The 16,534-nt window shown below is 73.0% G+C and carries 14 protein-coding genes; 3 read left to right on the top strand and 11 right to left on the bottom strand.

The annotated features are described in order from the left end of the window. Window positions 1-111: 111 nt before the first annotated feature. Window positions 112-2,388 carry an MMPL family transporter gene (locus tag C7M71_RS05670; RefSeq protein WP_111491901.1) on the bottom strand — a complete coding sequence of 759 codons (2,277 nt, stop codon included), beginning with the start codon at window positions 2,386-2,388 and terminating at the stop codon, window positions 112-114. Window positions 2,389-2,833: 445 nt separating this feature from the next. Between C7M71_RS05670 and C7M71_RS05665 the strand changes: the two genes are divergently transcribed. Then, entirely contained in the window at window positions 2,834-5,029 is a 2,196-nt protein-coding gene (locus C7M71_RS05665; protein WP_111491895.1) for an MMPL family transporter, read from the top strand. Between the two features lie 111 nt (window positions 5,030-5,140). On the opposite strand, the gene C7M71_RS05660 is transcribed toward C7M71_RS05665, so the two are convergent. Then, window positions 5,141-5,845 carry an SDR family oxidoreductase gene (locus C7M71_RS05660; RefSeq protein WP_111491894.1) on the bottom strand — a complete coding sequence of 235 codons (705 nt, stop codon included), beginning with the start codon at window positions 5,843-5,845 and terminating at the stop codon, window positions 5,141-5,143. A 232-nt stretch (window positions 5,846-6,077) separates the two neighbouring features. Here C7M71_RS05660 and C7M71_RS05655 point away from each other — a divergent pair, with 232 nt between their 5' ends. Then, complete coding sequence (locus tag C7M71_RS05655) at window positions 6,078-6,281, top strand: cold-shock protein (RefSeq protein ID WP_111491893.1); 204 nt, start codon at window positions 6,078-6,080, stop codon at window positions 6,279-6,281. Window positions 6,282-6,352: 71 nt separating this feature from the next. On the opposite strand, the gene C7M71_RS05650 is transcribed toward C7M71_RS05655, so the two are convergent. Next, on the bottom strand, window positions 6,353-7,510 hold the full coding sequence (locus C7M71_RS05650; protein WP_175607639.1) for an MBL fold metallo-hydrolase: 1,158 nt from the start codon (window positions 7,508-7,510) through the stop codon (window positions 6,353-6,355). Between the two features lie 47 nt (window positions 7,511-7,557). Continuing rightward, a complete protein-coding gene (locus C7M71_RS05645; RefSeq protein WP_111491892.1) occupies window positions 7,558-8,502 on the bottom strand; it encodes an SDR family oxidoreductase in 945 nt (314 codons plus the stop codon). Between the two features lie 91 nt (window positions 8,503-8,593). Between C7M71_RS05645 and C7M71_RS05640 the strand changes: the two genes are divergently transcribed. Further along, the gene (locus C7M71_RS05640; protein WP_111491891.1) at window positions 8,594-9,163 is read left to right on the top strand and encodes a TetR/AcrR family transcriptional regulator; all 570 of its coding nucleotides are present in this window, start codon (window positions 8,594-8,596) and stop codon (window positions 9,161-9,163) included. A 330-nt stretch (window positions 9,164-9,493) separates the two neighbouring features. Here C7M71_RS05640 and C7M71_RS05635 read toward each other — a convergent pair whose 3' ends face one another. The 7 genes from C7M71_RS05635 to cysC all read right to left on the bottom strand — a co-directional run bounded on the left by C7M71_RS05635 (window position 9,494) and on the right by cysC (window position 16,445). Beyond that, window positions 9,494-10,309: a sirohydrochlorin chelatase gene (locus tag C7M71_RS05635; protein WP_114914206.1), complete on the bottom strand. Its 816-nt coding sequence runs from the start codon at window positions 10,307-10,309 to the stop codon at window positions 9,494-9,496. An 11-nt stretch (window positions 10,310-10,320) separates the two neighbouring features. Further along, entirely contained in the window at window positions 10,321-11,298 is a 978-nt protein-coding gene (locus C7M71_RS05630) for an ABC transporter permease (RefSeq protein ID WP_111492782.1), read from the bottom strand. Continuing rightward, window positions 11,285-12,091 (bottom strand): ABC transporter ATP-binding protein, encoded by an 807-nt coding sequence (locus C7M71_RS05625; protein ID WP_111492783.1) that lies wholly within the window; start codon window positions 12,089-12,091, stop codon window positions 11,285-11,287. The genes C7M71_RS05630 and C7M71_RS05625 overlap by 14 nt, the downstream gene beginning before the upstream one ends. A gap of 135 nt (window positions 12,092-12,226) precedes the next feature. After that, window positions 12,227-13,381 (bottom strand): aliphatic sulfonate ABC transporter substrate-binding protein, encoded by a 1,155-nt coding sequence (locus C7M71_RS05620; protein ID WP_111492784.1) that lies wholly within the window; start codon window positions 13,379-13,381, stop codon window positions 12,227-12,229. Window positions 13,382-13,621: 240 nt separating this feature from the next. Next, window positions 13,622-14,986 carry a sulfate adenylyltransferase subunit 1 gene (locus C7M71_RS05610; protein ID WP_111492786.1) on the bottom strand — a complete coding sequence of 455 codons (1,365 nt, stop codon included), beginning with the start codon at window positions 14,984-14,986 and terminating at the stop codon, window positions 13,622-13,624. Window positions 14,987-14,988: 2 nt separating this feature from the next. Further along, the gene (gene cysD, locus C7M71_RS05605) at window positions 14,989-15,930 is read right to left on the bottom strand and encodes a sulfate adenylyltransferase subunit CysD (RefSeq protein ID WP_111492787.1); all 942 of its coding nucleotides are present in this window, start codon (window positions 15,928-15,930) and stop codon (window positions 14,989-14,991) included. After that, a complete protein-coding gene (gene cysC / locus C7M71_RS05600) occupies window positions 15,927-16,445 on the bottom strand; it encodes an adenylyl-sulfate kinase (RefSeq protein ID WP_229759057.1) in 519 nt (172 codons plus the stop codon). Before cysC ends, cysD begins: the two co-directional genes overlap by 4 nt. Window positions 16,446-16,534: the final 89 nt, after the last annotated feature.

Genomic DNA, 16,534 nt, shown 5'->3' with positions numbered 1-16,534 from the left:
TCCGGTCTGCGGCGGTGGCGGTCGTGGTGATGGCGGCGGCCGCCAGTCTGGCAGACGACGGATGAGGGCCGGACCCCGCAGCGGAGCGGAGCCCGGCCCTGGTGGGACCGGTCAGACGTCGGCCGGGGAGCGGCCGGGCCGGTGGTCGTCCGGGGCCCGGCCGACCAGCTGCGGCACCGGGGCCGGGCCGGGCGCCGGGACGGGCACCGGAGCGGGCTGCGGAGCGGTGGCCGACGGCAGGGCCTCGGTGTGCGAGAGGTCGGGCAGCCGGTTCAGCCACCGGGGCAGGTACCAGTTGCGCTCGCCGAGCAGGGTCATCACCGAGGGCAGCAGCACCCCTCGGATGACGGTGGCGTCCACCAGGACGGCGACGGCCAGGCCGACGCCCGTCTGCTTCATGGACTGCATGGAGAGGGTGCCGAAGACCGCGAAGACCGCCACCATGATCACGGCTGCACTGGACACCACGCCCGCCGTGGTGCGGATGCCGTACGAGACCGCGGAGCGGGTGTCCATGCCCCGGTCGTGGGCCTCCTTGATCCGGGAGACCACGAAGACGTGGTAGTCCATGGAGAGGCCGAAGAGGATCACAAAGAGGAAGAGCGGCACCCAGGACTCGATCGCGCCCACCCCGGCCGTGCCCAGCAGCGAGGCGCCGATGCCGTGCTGGAAGACCAGCGACAGCACTCCGTACGCGGCGCCGACCGAGAGCAGGTTGAGCAGCACCGCGGTCACCGCGACGGCGAGCGAGCGGAAGGAGAGCAGCATCAGCAGAAAGGCGAAGGCGATCACAAAGCCGAAGACCGGCAGGACGCTCCGGGACATCTGCTGGTTGAAGTCGTGGCTGCCCGCCGTGGAGCCGGTGACGGGGGCCTCGGTGCCGGGCACGGCGCCCAGGGTGCGGGGCACCACGTCCTCGCGCAGCGTCCGGAGGGCGTCCTCGCTGGCCTTGTCGTTGCCGGAGCCGGCCAGCGGCACCTGGATCTCGGCGACGTTCTCCGCGCTGTGCAGGGTGACCTCGATCGGCTCGTGCAGCTGCCCGGTGGCCAGTGCGGCGCTGCGGAAGTCGGCGATGGCCCGCTTCATCTGCGGGGAGCCGAGGTCGGCGGCCTTGACCACGACCAGGGCGGGCGCCGGGTTGCCGGGGAAGGCGGCGTCGATCCGCTGGTAGGTCTGCACCAGCGGGTTGCCCTTGGGCAGTTGCTGTTCAAAGGTCAGATTGGCGGTGCGCAGCGTGAGCAGCGGTGCGGCCAGGGCGAGCAGGACGCCGGTGGAGAGCACCGCGGCGGCGAGCGGGCGGCGCAGTACGGGGGTGAGCACCGCGTTCCAGACGCGGCTGCCGCCGGCGGCGTCGCTGCGGCGCAGCCGGTGGAGCAGCGGGACGCGGCCCTTCTCCACCCGGTCGCCGAGCATCGACAGCAGGGCGGGCAGCACGGTGACCGAGCCCAGCACCGCCACCACGACGACCACGATGGTCGCCATCGACATGGCCTGGAAGTCGGCGATGCCGGTGAGGAACATGCCGGCCATGGCGACGACCACGGTCAGGCCGGAGACCAGCACGGCGCGGCCGGAGGTGGCGGCGGCGATCCGGAGCGCGGTCTCCGGGTCGTGTCCGGCGGCGCGCTCCTCGCGCTCCCGGCGCAGGTAGAAGAGGCAGTAGTCGACGCCGACGGCGAGGCCGACCAGCAGCATCACCGAGCCGGCGTCGTCGCTGGTGTGCAGCAGGTGGCTGCTGAGCGCCACCAGTCCGCCGGCGGCGATGAAGGCGGTGAGGGCGAGCATCACCGGCAGCACGGCCGCCACCAGTGCGCCGAAGGCGATCAGCAGGATGCCCAGGGCCAGCGGCACGGCGGTCCACTCGGCGCGCGCGAAGTCGTCGCTGAACTGGTCCTGGAACCACTTGTCAGCGCTGGCGCTGCCGAACTCCTCGATGACCAGGTCGGGGTGGTGCGCCTGGACGGCGGCCACCGCGTCCAGCACGGTGGAGACCTGCTTGTCGGTCTCGGTCCCCTCGGCGTCGGCCATGGTGAACTGCACCAGCGCCGCGTGCTTGTCGGCGGAGACCGCGCCGCTCTGGTACGGGGACCGCGCGCCGCTGGTCAGGCCGGTGCGGCCGACCGCGCCCAGCACCTCGCCGACCGCGCTGCGGAAGGCTGGGTCGGCGGTGGTCAGGGTGGTGCTCTGGATGATGACGCTCTCACCGGCCGGGCTCTTGATCCCGGCGTCGTCGAGGATCTGCTGCGCCCGGGCGACCTCGCCGGGCATCTGCTCGGCGTCGCCGAGCTTGACGCTGCCGGCCAGGCCGCCGAGCCAGGCGGCGAGCACGACGAAGAGCAGCCAGCCGGCGACGGCCGTCCTGCGGTGCCGAGCGCTCCAGCCGCCCATGGCGGCGGCGAGCCCGAGTCTGGGTGCCACGGTGGGAATCCCCCTTGGGAAGGCGGCGGTGCGGGCCGCCGGTGTCAGGTGCCGCGCTCGGTGCGGGGCTGCAACCGACGCTAGGGGCACGGGAGTCGGGGCTCCATCCGGCTGGCGGCCGACTGCACCCTGGCGCTCTCCCCAGGGTGGGGGTGGGGTTTTCCCCAGGATGCGACCCTGAGATCTCCACCTGGAGGGGGAGCGGTCTCCACCCGGAGCAGGAGGTGCGGCCCGCCGGTCCCGGGCGAGGATGGTGGGGTCGGCGCGAGTTCCGGAGCCAACTTGCCGGGCGGCAAGCAAGCTTTCTAGGATGCTTTCGCGTACATACCTGCCGATCGGCTGACAGAGCCGGTCCTCAGCCGTGAGCCCTCTCCGTCCCTGGGCTGCGGTGCCATGCCCGGGAGGCACTTCAAGCATGTTCCATCGCATAGGACGCTTTGTCGTCCGGCACCGCTGGTGGACGATCGTCGCGTGGCTGGTGGCCGCAGCGGCGATCGTCGCCACGGCTCCCAAGCTGACGACCAACACCGACGAGAGCAGCTTCCTGCCCCGTCACTATGAGTCGATCAAGGCCGCCGAGGTCCAGTCCAAGGCGTTCCCGCAGGCGTTCACCCCGTCCGCGATCTTCCTCTTCGAGCGTACGGACGGCGGCGCCCTGGACGCCGCCGACAAGGAGATCGCGCAGAAGGTCGTGGCCGGTGTCGGCGCCGCCAAGATCGACACCGTCGAGGCCGTCATCCCGTCGCCGGAGACCTCCAAGGACGGCAAGTACACCCTCGCCTACGTCAAGATGAAGCAGACCGGCGGCGATCCGTCCAAGATGGCCGACGCCGCCGAGCAGCTCCGCGACAAGGGCAAGGAGCTCGCCAGGGGCAGCCATCTGGATGTGCTGCTCGGCGGTTCCGCCGCGCAGCAGCTGGACCAGCAGGACGCCAGTCAGAAGGGCGACTCGCTGATCGCCTTCGGCACCATCGGCGCGATTGTGATCACCCTGCTGATCATCTTCCGGGCCCCCATCATCGCGCTGCTGCCGATCCTGCTGGTCATTGTGGTCGCGATGGCGGCCAACGGCCTGATCGCGGATGCCAACAAGCTGTTCGACCTCAAGGCGGACAGCACGGTCACCGGCATCCTGGTGGTGGTGCTCTTCGGGGTGGGCACCGACTACTTCCTCTTCCTGATGTTCCGCTACCGGGAGCGGCTGCGGGCCGGCGACGACCCCAAGGAGGCCGTGGTCAACGCGGTCGGCCGGGTCGGTGAGGCCATCGCCTCCGCCGCCGGAGCGGTGATCATCGCCTTTATGGCGCTGATCCTCTCCTCGCTGGGCATGTTCCGCTCGCTGGGCCCGTCGCTCGCCATCGCGGTCGCGGTGACCCTGCTCGCCGCGCTGACGCTCTTCCCGGCGGTGCTGTCGCTGTTCAGCCCCCGGGTGCTCTTCTGGCCCTCCAAGGCATGGCAGCGGGAGCCCACCGGTGCCCGCTTCGCCTCGTTCGGCCGCTTCACCGGGCTGCGCCCGGCGCTGGTGGCCGGCATCTCCGGCCTGCTCATGGCGGGCCTGGCGCTTGCCGCACTGGGCTTCTCCGGCACCTTCGACCTCGCCTCGGGCTCGATGCCCAAGGACAAGGAGTCGATGGTCGTCCAGTCCAAGATGATCAGCGCCTATTCGGCGGGCGCCGCCGAGCCCACCCATGTCTACCTGGTCAAGGCCGGCGGGCAGCTGGACCGCGACGCGCTCCCCGCCTTCCAGCAGAAGCTGCAGTCGGTGCCCGGCGTCGCCAGCGCCGAGGTGGACCCGCAGAGCGGCATCAGCAAGGACGGCACCACCGCCGACTTCACCGTGCTGCTCAAGGACGCGCCCGCGTCCGGCGCCGCCATCGACACCGTGGACCGGCTGCGGAACACCGCGCACGCCGACGCCCCGGCCGGGACCACCGCCCTGGTCGGCGGGATCACCGCCGTGTACAAGGACATCAACCTGGCGATGGACCACGACTACAAGCTGGTCTTCCCGGTCGCCGCGCTGCTGATCATGGTGATCCTGGGACTGCTGCTGCGCAGTGTGGTGGCGCCCTGGTACCTGATGGCCTCGGTGGGTCTGGGCTTCGGTGCGACGCTCGGCGCGACCACGCTGCTCTTCCAGAACATCCAGGGCGAGAGCGGCCTGATGTTCATGCTGCCGATCATCGTCTACCTGTTTGTGGTCGCCATCGGCACCGACTACAACATCCTGATGATCGCCCGGCTGCGGGAGGAGGCCCGGGAGGGCCGCAGCCCCCGGGAGGCGGCGAGCATGGCCATCCGGCACACCGGCCCGACCGTGGCCGCCGCCGGCTTCATCCTGGCGGCGTCCTTCGCCACCCTGATGCTGGCGGGCAACTCCTTTATGACCCAGATGGGGTTCGCGGTCGCCTTCGGCATCGTGGTCGCCGCCTTTGTGATGTCGCTCTTCTTCACCCCGGCGCTGACCGCGCTGATCGGCCATGCCGCGTGGTGGCCCGGCCACGCCGACAGCAGGCCCGACCGTCCCGGCAAGGTCGTCGCCTCCGGTGTGCCCGGCCAGGCGGCGGAGGCGGGCCAGGACGAGTACGACGCCAGCGGCAGCCGCCGCTGACCCGCACCACCCCGACGGGGCGTGCCCGGACCGGTTCCCCGGTCCGGGCGCGCCCCGCTCCGCTGCTCAGGGGGCCAGTGGTCAGGCGGCCCGTGCTCAGGCGGCCCGTGTTCAGGCGGCCTGGCCGACCGGTCGGACGACGACCTGGTTGACATCCGTCCCGGCCGGTCGGGCCAGGACCCAGCCGATGCAGTCGGCGACGCTCTCGGCGGGGAGCACCGGGCCCGGAGGGCGCTCCCGGCCCTCCCAGAAGGGCGTGTCCACCCGGCCGGGGGCGACCAGGGTCACCCCGATGCCCTCGGAGGTGACCAGCATGCGGGTGTTCTCGGCGAGCGCGGTGACCGCCCACTTGGTGACCGAGTACATATTGCCCGGGGTGTTCTTGAACCCGGCGACGCTGCCGACCAGCACGATCCGCCCCCGGCTCTCCCGCAGCGCCGGCAGCGCCGCCCGCACCAGCAGGGCGGGCCCCAGCACATTGGTCAGCAGCATGGTGCGCCACCCCTCGGGATCACCGTCGGCGAGGCTGTCATAGGTGGAGAACCCGGCGTTGGCCACCACATGGTCGAGCCGCCCGAACGCCTCCACGGTGGCCCGCACCGCCTCCGCGACATCCCCGTACTCGCCGGCGTCGCCCGGCAGGGTCAGCAGCCGCCCGTCGGCCTCCGCCTCGGCCGCCAGCCGGGCGAGGCTCTCCGGGTCGCGGCCGGTGGCGGCCACCCGGTGCCCGTCGGCCAGCAGGCGGCGGACGGTCGCCGCGCCGATGCCCTTCGATCCGCCGGTCACCAGGGAGACCGGCCCTGTGTGGATGCTCATACCTCCAGCCTGGCCCCCGCTTCGGGGTCCTGCCAGATGGGCCGGGCGGAGCGCGGGCGGGTCGTGTTAGAGTCGATGCAGTTGCAGTTTTGGTTCCCATGAACGTTTGTGTGCGCCTGCTGGTCCAACCAACAGGCGCACTTTTGTTTGTCCGGGTTTCTCCGGATGGGGATCGCGGCTACGCGGGGCCCGCGAGGTGCGGGTCCTGGCACTGCCCCAGAAGGAGACAGTTATGGCTACCGGTACCGTGAAGTGGTTCAACGGCGAGAAGGGCTTCGGCTTCATCGAGCAGGACGGCGGCGGCGCCGACGTCTTCGCCCACTACTCGAACATCCAGGCTCAGGGCTTCCGTGAGCTGTTCGAGGGCCAGAAGGTCGAGTTCGACGTCACCCAGGGCCAGAAGGGCCCGCAGGCCGAGAACATCCGCGTCATCTGACGCCCGGCGGCCCTGTGCCGCTGTCCGTGAGGGCCCGCGCCGTTCGGCGCGGGCCCTCACGTCGTCTGCTACTACCGCTGACCCACCGGAACCGGCCGGTCCTCCGCCGGGAGCGGAGCCGCCGGGGCGACCCCGGACGGGGCCGCGACACCACGCCACCAGGGGTGCACGGGCAGCTCGCCGGCCGGTTCGAAGGGCAGGCCCGGCGGCGGCACCGCGACCTCGGCGCCGGCCGCCGCCGCAGCGGCCAGGGTGCGCTCGGCGGGCTCCTCCCACGGGTGCGGGGCCAGGTTGAAGGTGCCCCAGTGGATCGGCAGCAGCACCCCGCTCGGCACGCCGCCGGAGAGGTCGGCGTGGGCGCGCATCCCTTCCTCCGGAGTCATATGGATGTCCGGCCAGAACTCGCTGTAGGCGCCGATCTGCATCATCGTCGCGTCGAACGGCCCATGGGCCGCCCCGATCTCGGCGAACCCGGGGAAGTAACCGGTGTCGCCGCTGTGGAAGACCCGGTGCCGGGCACCGGCCACCACCCAGGACGCCCACAGGGTGCGCCCGCGCAGCGCCGTCCGCCCGCAGAAGTGCCGCGCCGGGGTGGCGGTCAGCGTCAGCCCGGCGACCCGGGTGGACTGGTGCCAGTCCAGCTCGGCGATCCGGTCGGCCGGTACGCCCCAGCGCTCCAGGTGCGCCCCCACCCCCAGCGGTACGGCGAAGAGCGCGCCACTGCCGATCAGTGCGCGGACGGTGCCCATGTCCAGGTGGTCGTAGTGGTCATGGGAGATCACCACCGCGTCCAGCGGCCCCAGGTCGGCGAGCGGCAGTGGCGCGGGGTGCAGCCTTCGCGGGCCCGCGAACGGCAGCGGGGAGCAGCGCTCGCCCCACACCGGGTCGAAGAGCACCCGGGCGCCGTCGATCTCGGCGAGCACGGTGGAGTGGCCCAGCCAGGTGAGCCGCAGCCCGGAGGCGGGCGGTCCGGCCTGCTCCGGCCGGTGCACCGGGATCGGGGCGGCGGGCGCGCGGCGGATCCGGTCGGCCCGCCGCAGGGCGGTCCGCAGATAGGAGAGCGTGTTGCCGCGTGCCATGGTCTGCGCGGCCACGGGGTTGCGGAAGGTGCCGTCCGCGTAGTGGGGCGAGGTACGGATGCGCTCCAGCCGCTCGCCGGTGGGGATGCCGCCGAACGCGGCGGGTCGCAGCAGCCGGCCGAGGCGGGACAGGGGTGCGGTGCGGGGCACGGAGGGGCCTTTCGGGGTGGGGCGGGGTGGTTGGGGCAGGGGGCCGGTCAGGACGCGGGGACCGACTGCCCGTAGTGGACGCGGGTGAGCTGCTCGGAGACCTCCCACAGCCGGGTGGCGAGCGCTTCGTCGGAGGCGCTGCGGCGGCTCCGGGCCGGGGCGGGCAGCCCGGTGAGGCCGAAGAGGCCGCCCGGGCCGTAGTAGCCGCCCCCGGTGGCGTCGGGACTGGTGGCGGCGTAGAGGGAGGGGAGTGCTCCCTGCTCGGGCTGCTGGGACATGCCGGGCAGCGCCATGACCAGTCCGGTCAGGCCCCGGCCCCGGCGGGCGGTGCCCAGGTTGGGGCCGGTGGTCTGGAGGTTGGTGACGGTGGAACCGGGGTGGGCAGCGGTGCTGAGGATGCCCCAGCCGTGGCGGGTGCTGCGGCGCTGGAGCTCCCTGGTGAAGATCAGGTTGGCCAGTTTGGAGGCGCCGTAGGCACGCCAGGCGCCATATCGGCGCTCGCCCTGGAGGTCGTCGAAGTCGAGCGTGCCGAACAGATGGGCGCCGCTGCTGACCGTCACCACCCGGGGTGCGCTGCCCCGGCGCAGCAGCGGCAGCAGTCGGCCGGTCAGCGCGAAGTGGCCGAGGTGGTTGGTGCCGAACTGCAGCTCGAAGCCGTCGGCGGTGGTGCGGCGGCTGGGTACGGCCATGATCCCGGCGTTGTTGACCAGCAGGTCGAGCGGCCGGTCCCGGTCGAGCTGGGTACGGGCGAAGGAGGCGACCGAGGCGAGGTCGGAGAGGTCCAGCTGCGCGGCGGAGACCCGGGCCGCCGGGTGCGCCGCGTGGATGCGCTCGACGGCCTCGGCGCCCTTGGCCGGGTCGCGTACGGCCAGCACCACCTCGGCACCGGCCTGCGCCAGGCGGCGGGCGGTCTCGAAGCCGATGCCGCTGTTGGCCCCGGTGACCACGGCGAGCCTGCCGTGCTGGTCGGGGATGGGGATGTCGTCGGGCATGGCCGCTCCTCGCGGACTGGAAGATGAACCTGTGCTCACTTTCATCATGAACTAGTATTCACCTTGTTGCAACCGAGCGAAGGACCCCGCTATGCCCCAGCCCCGCCAACTGCGCGCCGACGCCGTCCGCAACCGGCAGAAGATCATGACCGCCGCCCGGGAGCAGGTCACCGCACACGGCCCCGACGTGGCCATGGAGGCCATCGCAGCGGCAGCCGGAGTGGCGGTGGGCACCCTCTACCGGCACTTCCCCACCAAGGCCGACCTGGTGGGCGCGGTGGTACGGGTCCATGGCGAGCTGATGATCGAGGATGTCGAGGCCACCGCCGCGCGGGTGGCCGACAGCGGCCGGGCCATGGCCGAGCTGCGCGGCCTGGCCGCCCGCATCGTCGACGGCATGGCCCGGGACCGCGCGGTCAAGGCGGCGGCCTACGCGATGGGCGCCACCGACTACGGCGACCTGGAGGAGCGCGCCTTCGCCGCTGCCGCACGGATCATCGACGTGGCCAAGGCCGAGGGGGGGCTGCGCCCCGATGTGACCACCGACGACTTCGCGCTGCTGCTCGCCACCGCCCCCACCGACCGGCCCGCCGAGGTCCGCGCCCGCTGGCTGGAGGTCTTCCTGGGCGGGCTTGCCGCGCCCGGCAGAGCTGCGGATTGACGGGGCGTCAGGAATTGGGGGGCTGCGCGGGCGGGGATGGCGGCTTGGTGGGGGAGACCCGGGCCGGGCTGGGGCGGGGCGGGTCGTGCTGAGGCGGGCGGGTCGGCTCCGGCGGCGGGCGGGGTGGCGCGGTTGGGGCGGGGCGGACGGGGGCGCGGCGGCCTGGTGGGGGAGACCCGGGCCGGGCTGGGGCGGTCGGGGTGGCTGGGCGCGCGGCGCGGCGGAGGGCTTGGCGTTCCGGGGGAGGTGCGCGGGCCTGCCGTATGAGACCCGGTCCGGGCCGAGGCCGGGTGCGGGGCGGTGGGCGAAGTGGCGCGGCCGGGGTGGGTGTCAGGCGGTGAGGGCGGTGGTGGCGGCGGTGCGGGCGGCGTCGTAGCGGGCCAGCAGCAGCCGGGCGAGTTCCGGGGCGGCGCCGAGTACGGGGGCGGCCAGGTCGGCCCCGGCGGCAGCGGCGGCCGAGGCGATGCGGTCCGGCAGCAGCCCGGGGGCGATCAGATACGGGGCGACGGCGATCCGCTCGGCGCCCGCGCCGCGCAGCGCGGCCACGGCCTCCGGCACATGCGGCGGGACCGCCGAGGCATGGGCCACCTCCACCGCAGCCCAGCCCCGGGTGCGCTGCCACTCGGCGGCGACCTCGCGGGTGGCGGCGTTGGCGGCCGGGTCGGAGGAGCCGGCCGAGGCCAGCACAACGCCGGTGCGGGCGCGTACGGCGGGGGAGCGCAGATCGAGGCCGGCCTCGGCGAGCCGCCGGTCCAGCGCGGCGAGCAGCAGCGGGGAGGGCCCGAGCACGGCCGCCACCGGAAGCCCCGTACCGCGCAGCGCACCGGGGATGTCGGTGCGGGCGTGGTAGGCGCTGCCCAGCAGCAGCGGTACCGCCACCGCAGCCGTCCCGGAGTCGGCGAGCCGCTGCACCACCTGCGGGATCCTCGGTGCGCAGTGGTCCAGGTACGCGGTGGCGACCGGCGTGCCCGGCCGCACCCCGCGCACCTGCCCGACCAGCGCTTCCACGGTCGCCGCATGCCGGGGGTCGCGGCTGCCGTGCGCGATCAGCAGCAGCACCGGTGCCGGGCGGCGGCCCGGGGCGAGGCTCCGCACCGGCCGGTACGCGCGGTACGGGCCGGGAGCGGTGGGATCGCCGATGGTCATACGGGACTCCGTCAGCGGGCGGCGGCGAGAAGGCCCCGGCTGCGTAGCACCCGGCGCTCCAGCGGGGAGAAGATCAGCAGGTCGATGGCGATGCCGACGATCAGGATCAGCAGAATGGCCAGCTCCACCCGGGCCATGTCGAAGGCGACCCGGCCGTTCTCCAGCAACTGCCCGAGCCCGAGGCCGAGATCGGGAGAGCTGGCGATGATCTCGGCGGCCATCAGCGACCGCCAGGAGAAGGCCCAGCCCTGCTTGAGGCCGGCCAGATAGCCGGGCAGGGCGGCCGGGAGCAGGATGTGCCAGGCACCCCGTGGCCCCGTCGCCCCCAGGGTGCGCCCGGCCCGCAGATAGAGCGGCGGCACCTGGTCGATGCCGGAGATCAGCCCATTGGCGATGGAGGGCACGGCGCCGAGCAGGATCACCGCGTACATGGCACTGCCGTTGAGGCCCAGCCAGATGATCGCGGCGGGCACCCAGGCCACCGAGGGCAGCGACTGGAGGCCGGACAGGATCGGGCCGAGGGCGGCCCGGACCGGCCTCACCCGGGCGACGATCAGGCCGATGGGCGTGCCGATGGCCAGCGATATCAGGAAGCCGAAGAGGCCGCGCGAGACGCTGGTCCACAGCACCTCGAAGACCTGGCCCCGGCGCCAGAGGTCCAGGAAGCTGTCCCAGACCGAGCCCGGGCCGGGGAACTTGTACTCGGGGAAGACCTCGGCGGCGTACACGCCCTGCCAGAGCGCCAGCACCAGCACCACGGCCAGCACTGGGGGCAGCACCTTCTCCCGCAGCACCTGGGAGAGCGGGGTGCGGCGGATCTGTACGGCGTCCAGCGCGTCCAGCCCGGCCTCGACGCCCGCCAGGTCGCCTGCGGTCGCCCCGGCCGCAGTAGCTCCGGCCGCAGTCGCCCCGGTCTCGGTCGCCCCGGCCTCGGTCGCCCCGGCCTCGGGCGGCCGGGGCTCGGCGGGCGCGGTCTCAGTGCTGGCCATGGCGGCGGATCTCCTTGCGCAGTTCATCGGTGATCTCGACGGAGAGCTCGGCGACGCCGCTGGACTCGATCCGGCGCGGCTGCGGCAGGTCGATCCGCCACTCGCGGGCGATCCGGCCAGGCCGGGAGGTCAGCAGGACCACCCGCTGGGCGAGCCGCACGGCCTCACGCACATTGTGGGTGACGAAGAGCACCGAGAGCCTGGTCTCGGCCCAGATCCGGGTCAGCTCCTCGTGCAGCACATCGCGGGTGATGGCGTCCAGCGCGGCGAACGGCTCGTCCATCAGCAGCACCGAGGAGTCCTGCGCCAGCGCGCGGGCCATGGCGACCCGCTGCCGCATGCCGCCGGAGAGCTCATGCACCCGCTTGCGGTAGGAACCGCCCAGGCGGACCAGCTCCAGCAGCCGCTCCGCCTCCGTGCGCCGCTCGGCGCGCGGTACGCCGCGCAGCCGCAGCGCCAGCTCGATGTTGCGGCCGGCCGTCAGCCAGGGGAAGAGCGCGTGCTCCTGGAACATCAGCGACGGGCGGCCCCCGGGCACCTCGATGGTCCCGGCGGTGGGCCGGTCCAGCCCGGCGACCAGGTTGAGCAGGGTGGACTTGCCGCAGCCGGAGGCGCCCAGCAGGCAGACGAACTCGCCCGGCGCGACGGAGAGGGTGATGTCGTCCAGCACCGGGGTCTCGCTGCCGGCGCGGCCGAAGGACTTGTGCACATGCTCGATCCGGACCGCGGACGCGCCGTCGGCCGGTGCGCCGGCGGCCATGCCGTCCTGCTCCTTGGTCAGTGTGGGGGCCATCGGGTCACCTCCTGGTACGGGGGGCGGGGCGTGGAGAGGGGAGAGGGGAGAGGGTGCCGGGGGCCGCCCCCGCCGCCCTTGACGGGCATCGACGGGCGGCGGGGGCGGACCCCGGAGCGGGGGAGGCGGAGCCGGTCAGCCGACGCCGAGCCCGGCGTCCTCGTAGCCGGGCTTGCCGTCCGCCTTGAGCAGCTGGTTGAGCGGGGCCAGGTCGTAGATCCCCTTCAGGTCCACCTTGTCCAGCAGGCCCGCCGTGACGGCGTGGTCGGCGCTGGTCTGGAGGGAGGAGGCGACCGGGTCGTCGGTGAAGTCGATGGACGCCCACGCCGGGTCGAGCACATCGTCCGGCAGGGGCTTGCCGGAGAGCCGGTTCAGCTCGGCGTTGGCATCGGCCTTGGCCTTGTCGGAGTTGGCCGCGATCCAGGCGTTGGTGGCGACCGAGCCCTTCAGCACGGCCTGCACCACGTCCGGGTGGTCCTTGAGGAACGCCTGGGACACGATCACATTGGTGATCACGAACTTCTTCTCCGGCCACAGCTCCTTCTCGTCGAGGAGGACCTTGCCGCCCTCGGCGACCAGCTTGGACGCGGTCGGCTCCGGCACCCAGGCGCCGTCGATGGAGCCGGACTGGAAGGCCGCCGGGGTCTCCTTGTTGTCCAGCCGGATCACCGAGACATCGCCCCGGCCGGTCTGCGCGTCGACCTTCCAGCCCTTCTGGGCGATGTAGTTGAGCAGCGCCACATCCTGGGTGTTGCCCAGCTGCGGGGTGGCGATCTTCTTCCCCTTGAGGTCGTCCACCTTCTTGATCTTGTCGCCGTTGACGACCAGCTTGACCCCGCCGGACGCCGAGCCGGAGATGATCCGCAGGCTCTGCCCGTTCGACTTGGCGTAGCCGTTGACGGACGGGGAGGGGCCGATCCAGCCGATGTCGATGGAGCCGGCGTTCAGCGCCTCGATCTCGGACGGCCCGGCGTTGAAGACCTGCGTCTTGATCTGGGTGCCGCCCAGCTCCTTGGCGAAGAACCCCTCCTTCAGACCCACCAGGGCGGTGCCATGGGTGAGGTTGGCGAAGTAGCCGATCCGCACGGTGTCGGCGGAGAGCTTCTTGCCGGAGGCGCCGGCGGTCGCGGCGGCAGGGGTGGAGTCGTCCTCGGTCTTCTGGGAGCCGTAGCCGCAGGCGCTGAGCAGACCGACGGCGGTCAGCCCGGCGACCGCGGTGGCGGCGGCACGTCTGATCCGACCGAGGCCGGGGCGCACGGGGGCATCAGGATGGGCGAAGGCAGGAGGCATGGCAGGTCCTCACGGGAGTGGAGCGGTCAGGGAGGTCGGGTCCGGCGTGGTACGCCGGGCGGGCCCGGGCCGCCGCCGCTGTGGACGGCGGACGGCCCGGTGACAGGGCGTCAGCGCGGCTTCGCGCTCAGACGCCCTGCCCGCGCGCACATCGCGCCACGCCGCCCTGGCCGCTGCCGAGGACGCCGCTGCCGATGCGGCCGCCTTCCTTGTCCATGCCGGAGAACGCCTCGCCGGGCATCAGACCCAGTCCTCCCCTTCGTCCTGGGTGACCGCGTCATGCAGCGCGGTGCCGAAAGCCTCGCCCGCCATGCCGGCGGTGAGGGTGGTGCCGTCCGCCGGGTCGATCAGCAGGAACGCCCCGGTGTAGCGATGGTCCGCGTACTCGTCCAGCGCCAGCGGCTCGGCGGTGCGCAGCACCACCCGGCCGATGTCGTTGACCGCCAGCCCCTCGGGGGCGCCGCGCCGCTCCAGGGTGTCGATGTCGACCCGGTACGGGATCTCCTTGACCAGTGCCCGCACGGTGCGGGTGGTGTGCTTGAGCAGCACCCGGTCGCCGACCCGCAGCGGCCGGTCGTGCAGATGGCAGACGGTCGCCTCGACGTCCTTCACCGGCTCGGGCGCGGCGCCGCCGGCGATCAGGTCGCCCCGGGAGACGTCGATGTCGTCGGCCAGCCGCACGGTGACGGACTGCGGCGCCCAGGCGATGTCGGTCTCCTCGCCCAGCGCGTCGATCCCGGCCACGGTGGTGGTCAGCCCGGACGGCAGCACGGTCACCGGGTCGCCGGTGCGCAGCACCCCGGAGGTCAGCCGGCCGGCGTAGCCCCGGTAGTCGCGGTACTCGCCGGACTGCGGCCGGATCACATACTGCACCGGGAAGCGGGCCGGTTCGGCGGACGGGTCGGAGCCGACCGGGACGGTCTCCAGGTGCTCCAGCAGGGTCGGGCCGCCGTACCAGTCCATATGGGCGGAGGGCTCCACGACGTTGTCGCCGGCCAGCGCCGAGATGGGGACGGCGGTGACCTCCGGCACGCCCAGCGAGGCGGCGTACGCGCTGAACTCCTCGGCGATGGCGGCGAAGACCGGCTCGGCGTACTCCACCAGGTCCATCTTGTTGACCGCCAGCACCACATGCGGCACCCGCAGCAGCGCGGCGACGGCGGCGTGCCGGCGGGTCTGCTCCACCACGCCGTTGCGGGCGTCGACCAGCACCACGGCCAGCTCGGCGGTGGAGGCGCCGGTGACCATGTTGCGGGTGTACTGCACATGCCCGGGGGTGTCGGCCAGGATGAAGCGGCGGCGCGGGGTGGCGAAGTAGCGGTAGGCCACGTCGATGGTGATGCCCTGCTCGCGCTCGGCGCGCAGGCCGTCGGTGAGCAGCGCCAGGTCCGGGGCCTCCTGGCCACGGCGGCGGGAGGCGTGCTCGACGGCCTCCAACTGGTCGGTCAGCACCGACTTGGAGTCGTGCAGCAGCCGGCCGACCAGGGTGGACTTGCCGTCGTCGACCGAGCCGGCGGTGGCGAAGCGCAGCAGCGCGGTGGCCGAGGCCTCGCCGAAAGGATTCTCCGCAGGTGCCGGTGAGTCATTGTGAAGGTCGGTCGACATCTCTAGAAGTACCCCTCGCGCTTGCGGTCCTCCATGGCGGCCTCGGAGAGCTTGTCGTCGGCCCGGGTGGCGCCCCGCTCGGTGAGCCGGCTGGCGGCCACCTCGGCGATCACATCGGCCACCGTGACGGCGTCCGAGTCGACCGCGCCGGTGCAGGACATGTCGCCGACGGTGCGGTAGCGCACCAGCCGCCGCTCGACCGGCTCGCCCTCCTTGGGGCCGCCCCACTCGCCGGCGGTCAGCCACATCCCGGCCCGCTGGAACACCTCGCGGTGGTGGGCGAAGTAGATCTCCGGCAGCTCGACCTTCTCCCGCTCGATGTACTGCCAGACGTCCAGCTCGGTCCAGTTGGAGAGCGGGAAGACCCGGACATGCTCACCAGGGGCGTGCCGGCCGTTGTAGAGCTGCCACAGCTCGGGGCGCTGGCGGCGCGGGTCCCACTGGGAGAACTCGTCACGCAGCGAGAAGACCCGCTCCTTGGCGCGGGCCTTCTCCTCGTCGCGCCGACCGCCGCCGAAGACCGCGTCGAAGCGGTGCTGCTGGATCGCCTCGGTGAGCGGCACCGTCTGGAGCGGGTTGCGGGTGCCGTCGGGGCGCTCGCGCAGCCGCCCGCTGTCGATGTACTCCTGCACGGAGGCCACATGCAGCTGGAGCCCGTACTCCGCGACCACCCGGTCGCGGTAGGCGATGACCTCCGGGAAGTTGTGCCCGGTGTCCACATGCAGCAGGGCGAAGGGCACCGGCGCGGGCCAGAACGCCTTCAGCGCCAGTTGCAGCATCAGGATGGAGTCCTTGCCGCCGGAGAAGAGCAGCACCGGCCGCTCGAACTCGCCCGCCACCTCGCGGAAGATGTGGACCGCCTCCGCCTCCAGGGCATCCAGGTGGGAGAGGGTGTAGGGGTTGTCGGTGCCGTCGAGCGCGGGCTGCCGAGCCGCCGTCGTCATGCCAGTCCCCTTTCGGTGAGCAGGGCGTGCAGGGCGGCGGCCGACTCGGCCACCGGCTGGGTGTGCGCCTCGATCCTCAGGTCGGGCCGCTCGGGCGCCTCGTACGGGTCGTCCACGCCGGTGAGGCCGGAGATCTCACCGGCCGCCTGCCGGGCGTACAGGCCCTTGACGTCGCGGACCGAGCAGACCTCCACCGGGGTCGCCACATGGACCTCAAGGAACGCGGTGCCCGCCTCGCCGTGCCGGGCGCGCACCGCCTCGCGGGAGGCGGCATACGGGGCGATCACCGGGGCCAGCACCGTCACCCCGTGCGAGGCCAGCAGCTCGGCGACAAAGCCGATCCGGGTGACATTGGTGTGCCGGTCCTCGCGGGTGAAGCCGAGGCCGGCCGAGAGGAAGGTGCGGATCTCGTCGCCGTCCAGCACCTCCACCCGGCGGCCCTCGGCGCGCAGCCGCTCGGCCAGCGCATAGGCGATGGTGGTCTTGCCCGCGCTGGGCAGCCCGGTCAGCCACACGGTGGCGCCGCGCTGCTGCGCGGCGGCTGCGGTGTCCTGCCGGCTCGCCGTCCCGTCGGCTGTGGTGGTCACGTGGTCCGCTCCCGGTC

This window comes from Peterkaempfera bronchialis, from assembly GCF_003258605.2.
Lineage (GTDB): Bacteria > Actinomycetota > Actinomycetes > Streptomycetales > Streptomycetaceae > Peterkaempfera > Peterkaempfera bronchialis.
This window is presented reverse-complemented; position numbering and strand designations above follow the sequence as displayed.

Bases quoted from the DNA above. Each gene is read 5' to 3' on its own strand.
- C7M71_RS05670 (WP_111491901.1), bottom strand. From the start codon at position 2,388: ATGGGCGGCTGGAGCGCTCGGCACCGCAGGACGGCCGTCGCCGGCTGG.
- C7M71_RS05665 (WP_111491895.1), top strand. From the start codon at position 2,834: ATGTTCCATCGCATAGGACGCTTTGTCGTCCGGCACCGCTGGTGGACG.
- C7M71_RS05660 (WP_111491894.1), bottom strand. From the start codon at position 5,845: ATGAGCATCCACACAGGGCCGGTCTCCCTGGTGACCGGCGGATCGAAG.
- C7M71_RS05655 (WP_111491893.1), top strand. From the start codon at position 6,078: ATGGCTACCGGTACCGTGAAGTGGTTCAACGGCGAGAAGGGCTTCGGC.
- C7M71_RS05645 (WP_111491892.1), bottom strand. From the start codon at position 8,502: ATGCCCGACGACATCCCCATCCCCGACCAGCACGGCAGGCTCGCCGTG.
- C7M71_RS05640 (WP_111491891.1), top strand. From the start codon at position 8,594: ATGCCCCAGCCCCGCCAACTGCGCGCCGACGCCGTCCGCAACCGGCAG.
- C7M71_RS05635 (WP_114914206.1), bottom strand. From the start codon at position 10,309: ATGACCATCGGCGATCCCACCGCTCCCGGCCCGTACCGCGCGTACCGG.
- C7M71_RS05630 (WP_111492782.1), bottom strand. From the start codon at position 11,298: ATGGCCAGCACTGAGACCGCGCCCGCCGAGCCCCGGCCGCCCGAGGCC.
- C7M71_RS05625 (WP_111492783.1), bottom strand. From the start codon at position 12,091: ATGGCCCCCACACTGACCAAGGAGCAGGACGGCATGGCCGCCGGCGCA.
- C7M71_RS05620 (WP_111492784.1), bottom strand. From the start codon at position 13,381: ATGCCTCCTGCCTTCGCCCATCCTGATGCCCCCGTGCGCCCCGGCCTC.
- C7M71_RS05610 (WP_111492786.1), bottom strand. From the start codon at position 14,986: ATGTCGACCGACCTTCACAATGACTCACCGGCACCTGCGGAGAATCCT.
- cysD (WP_111492787.1), bottom strand. From the start codon at position 15,930: ATGACGACGGCGGCTCGGCAGCCCGCGCTCGACGGCACCGACAACCCC.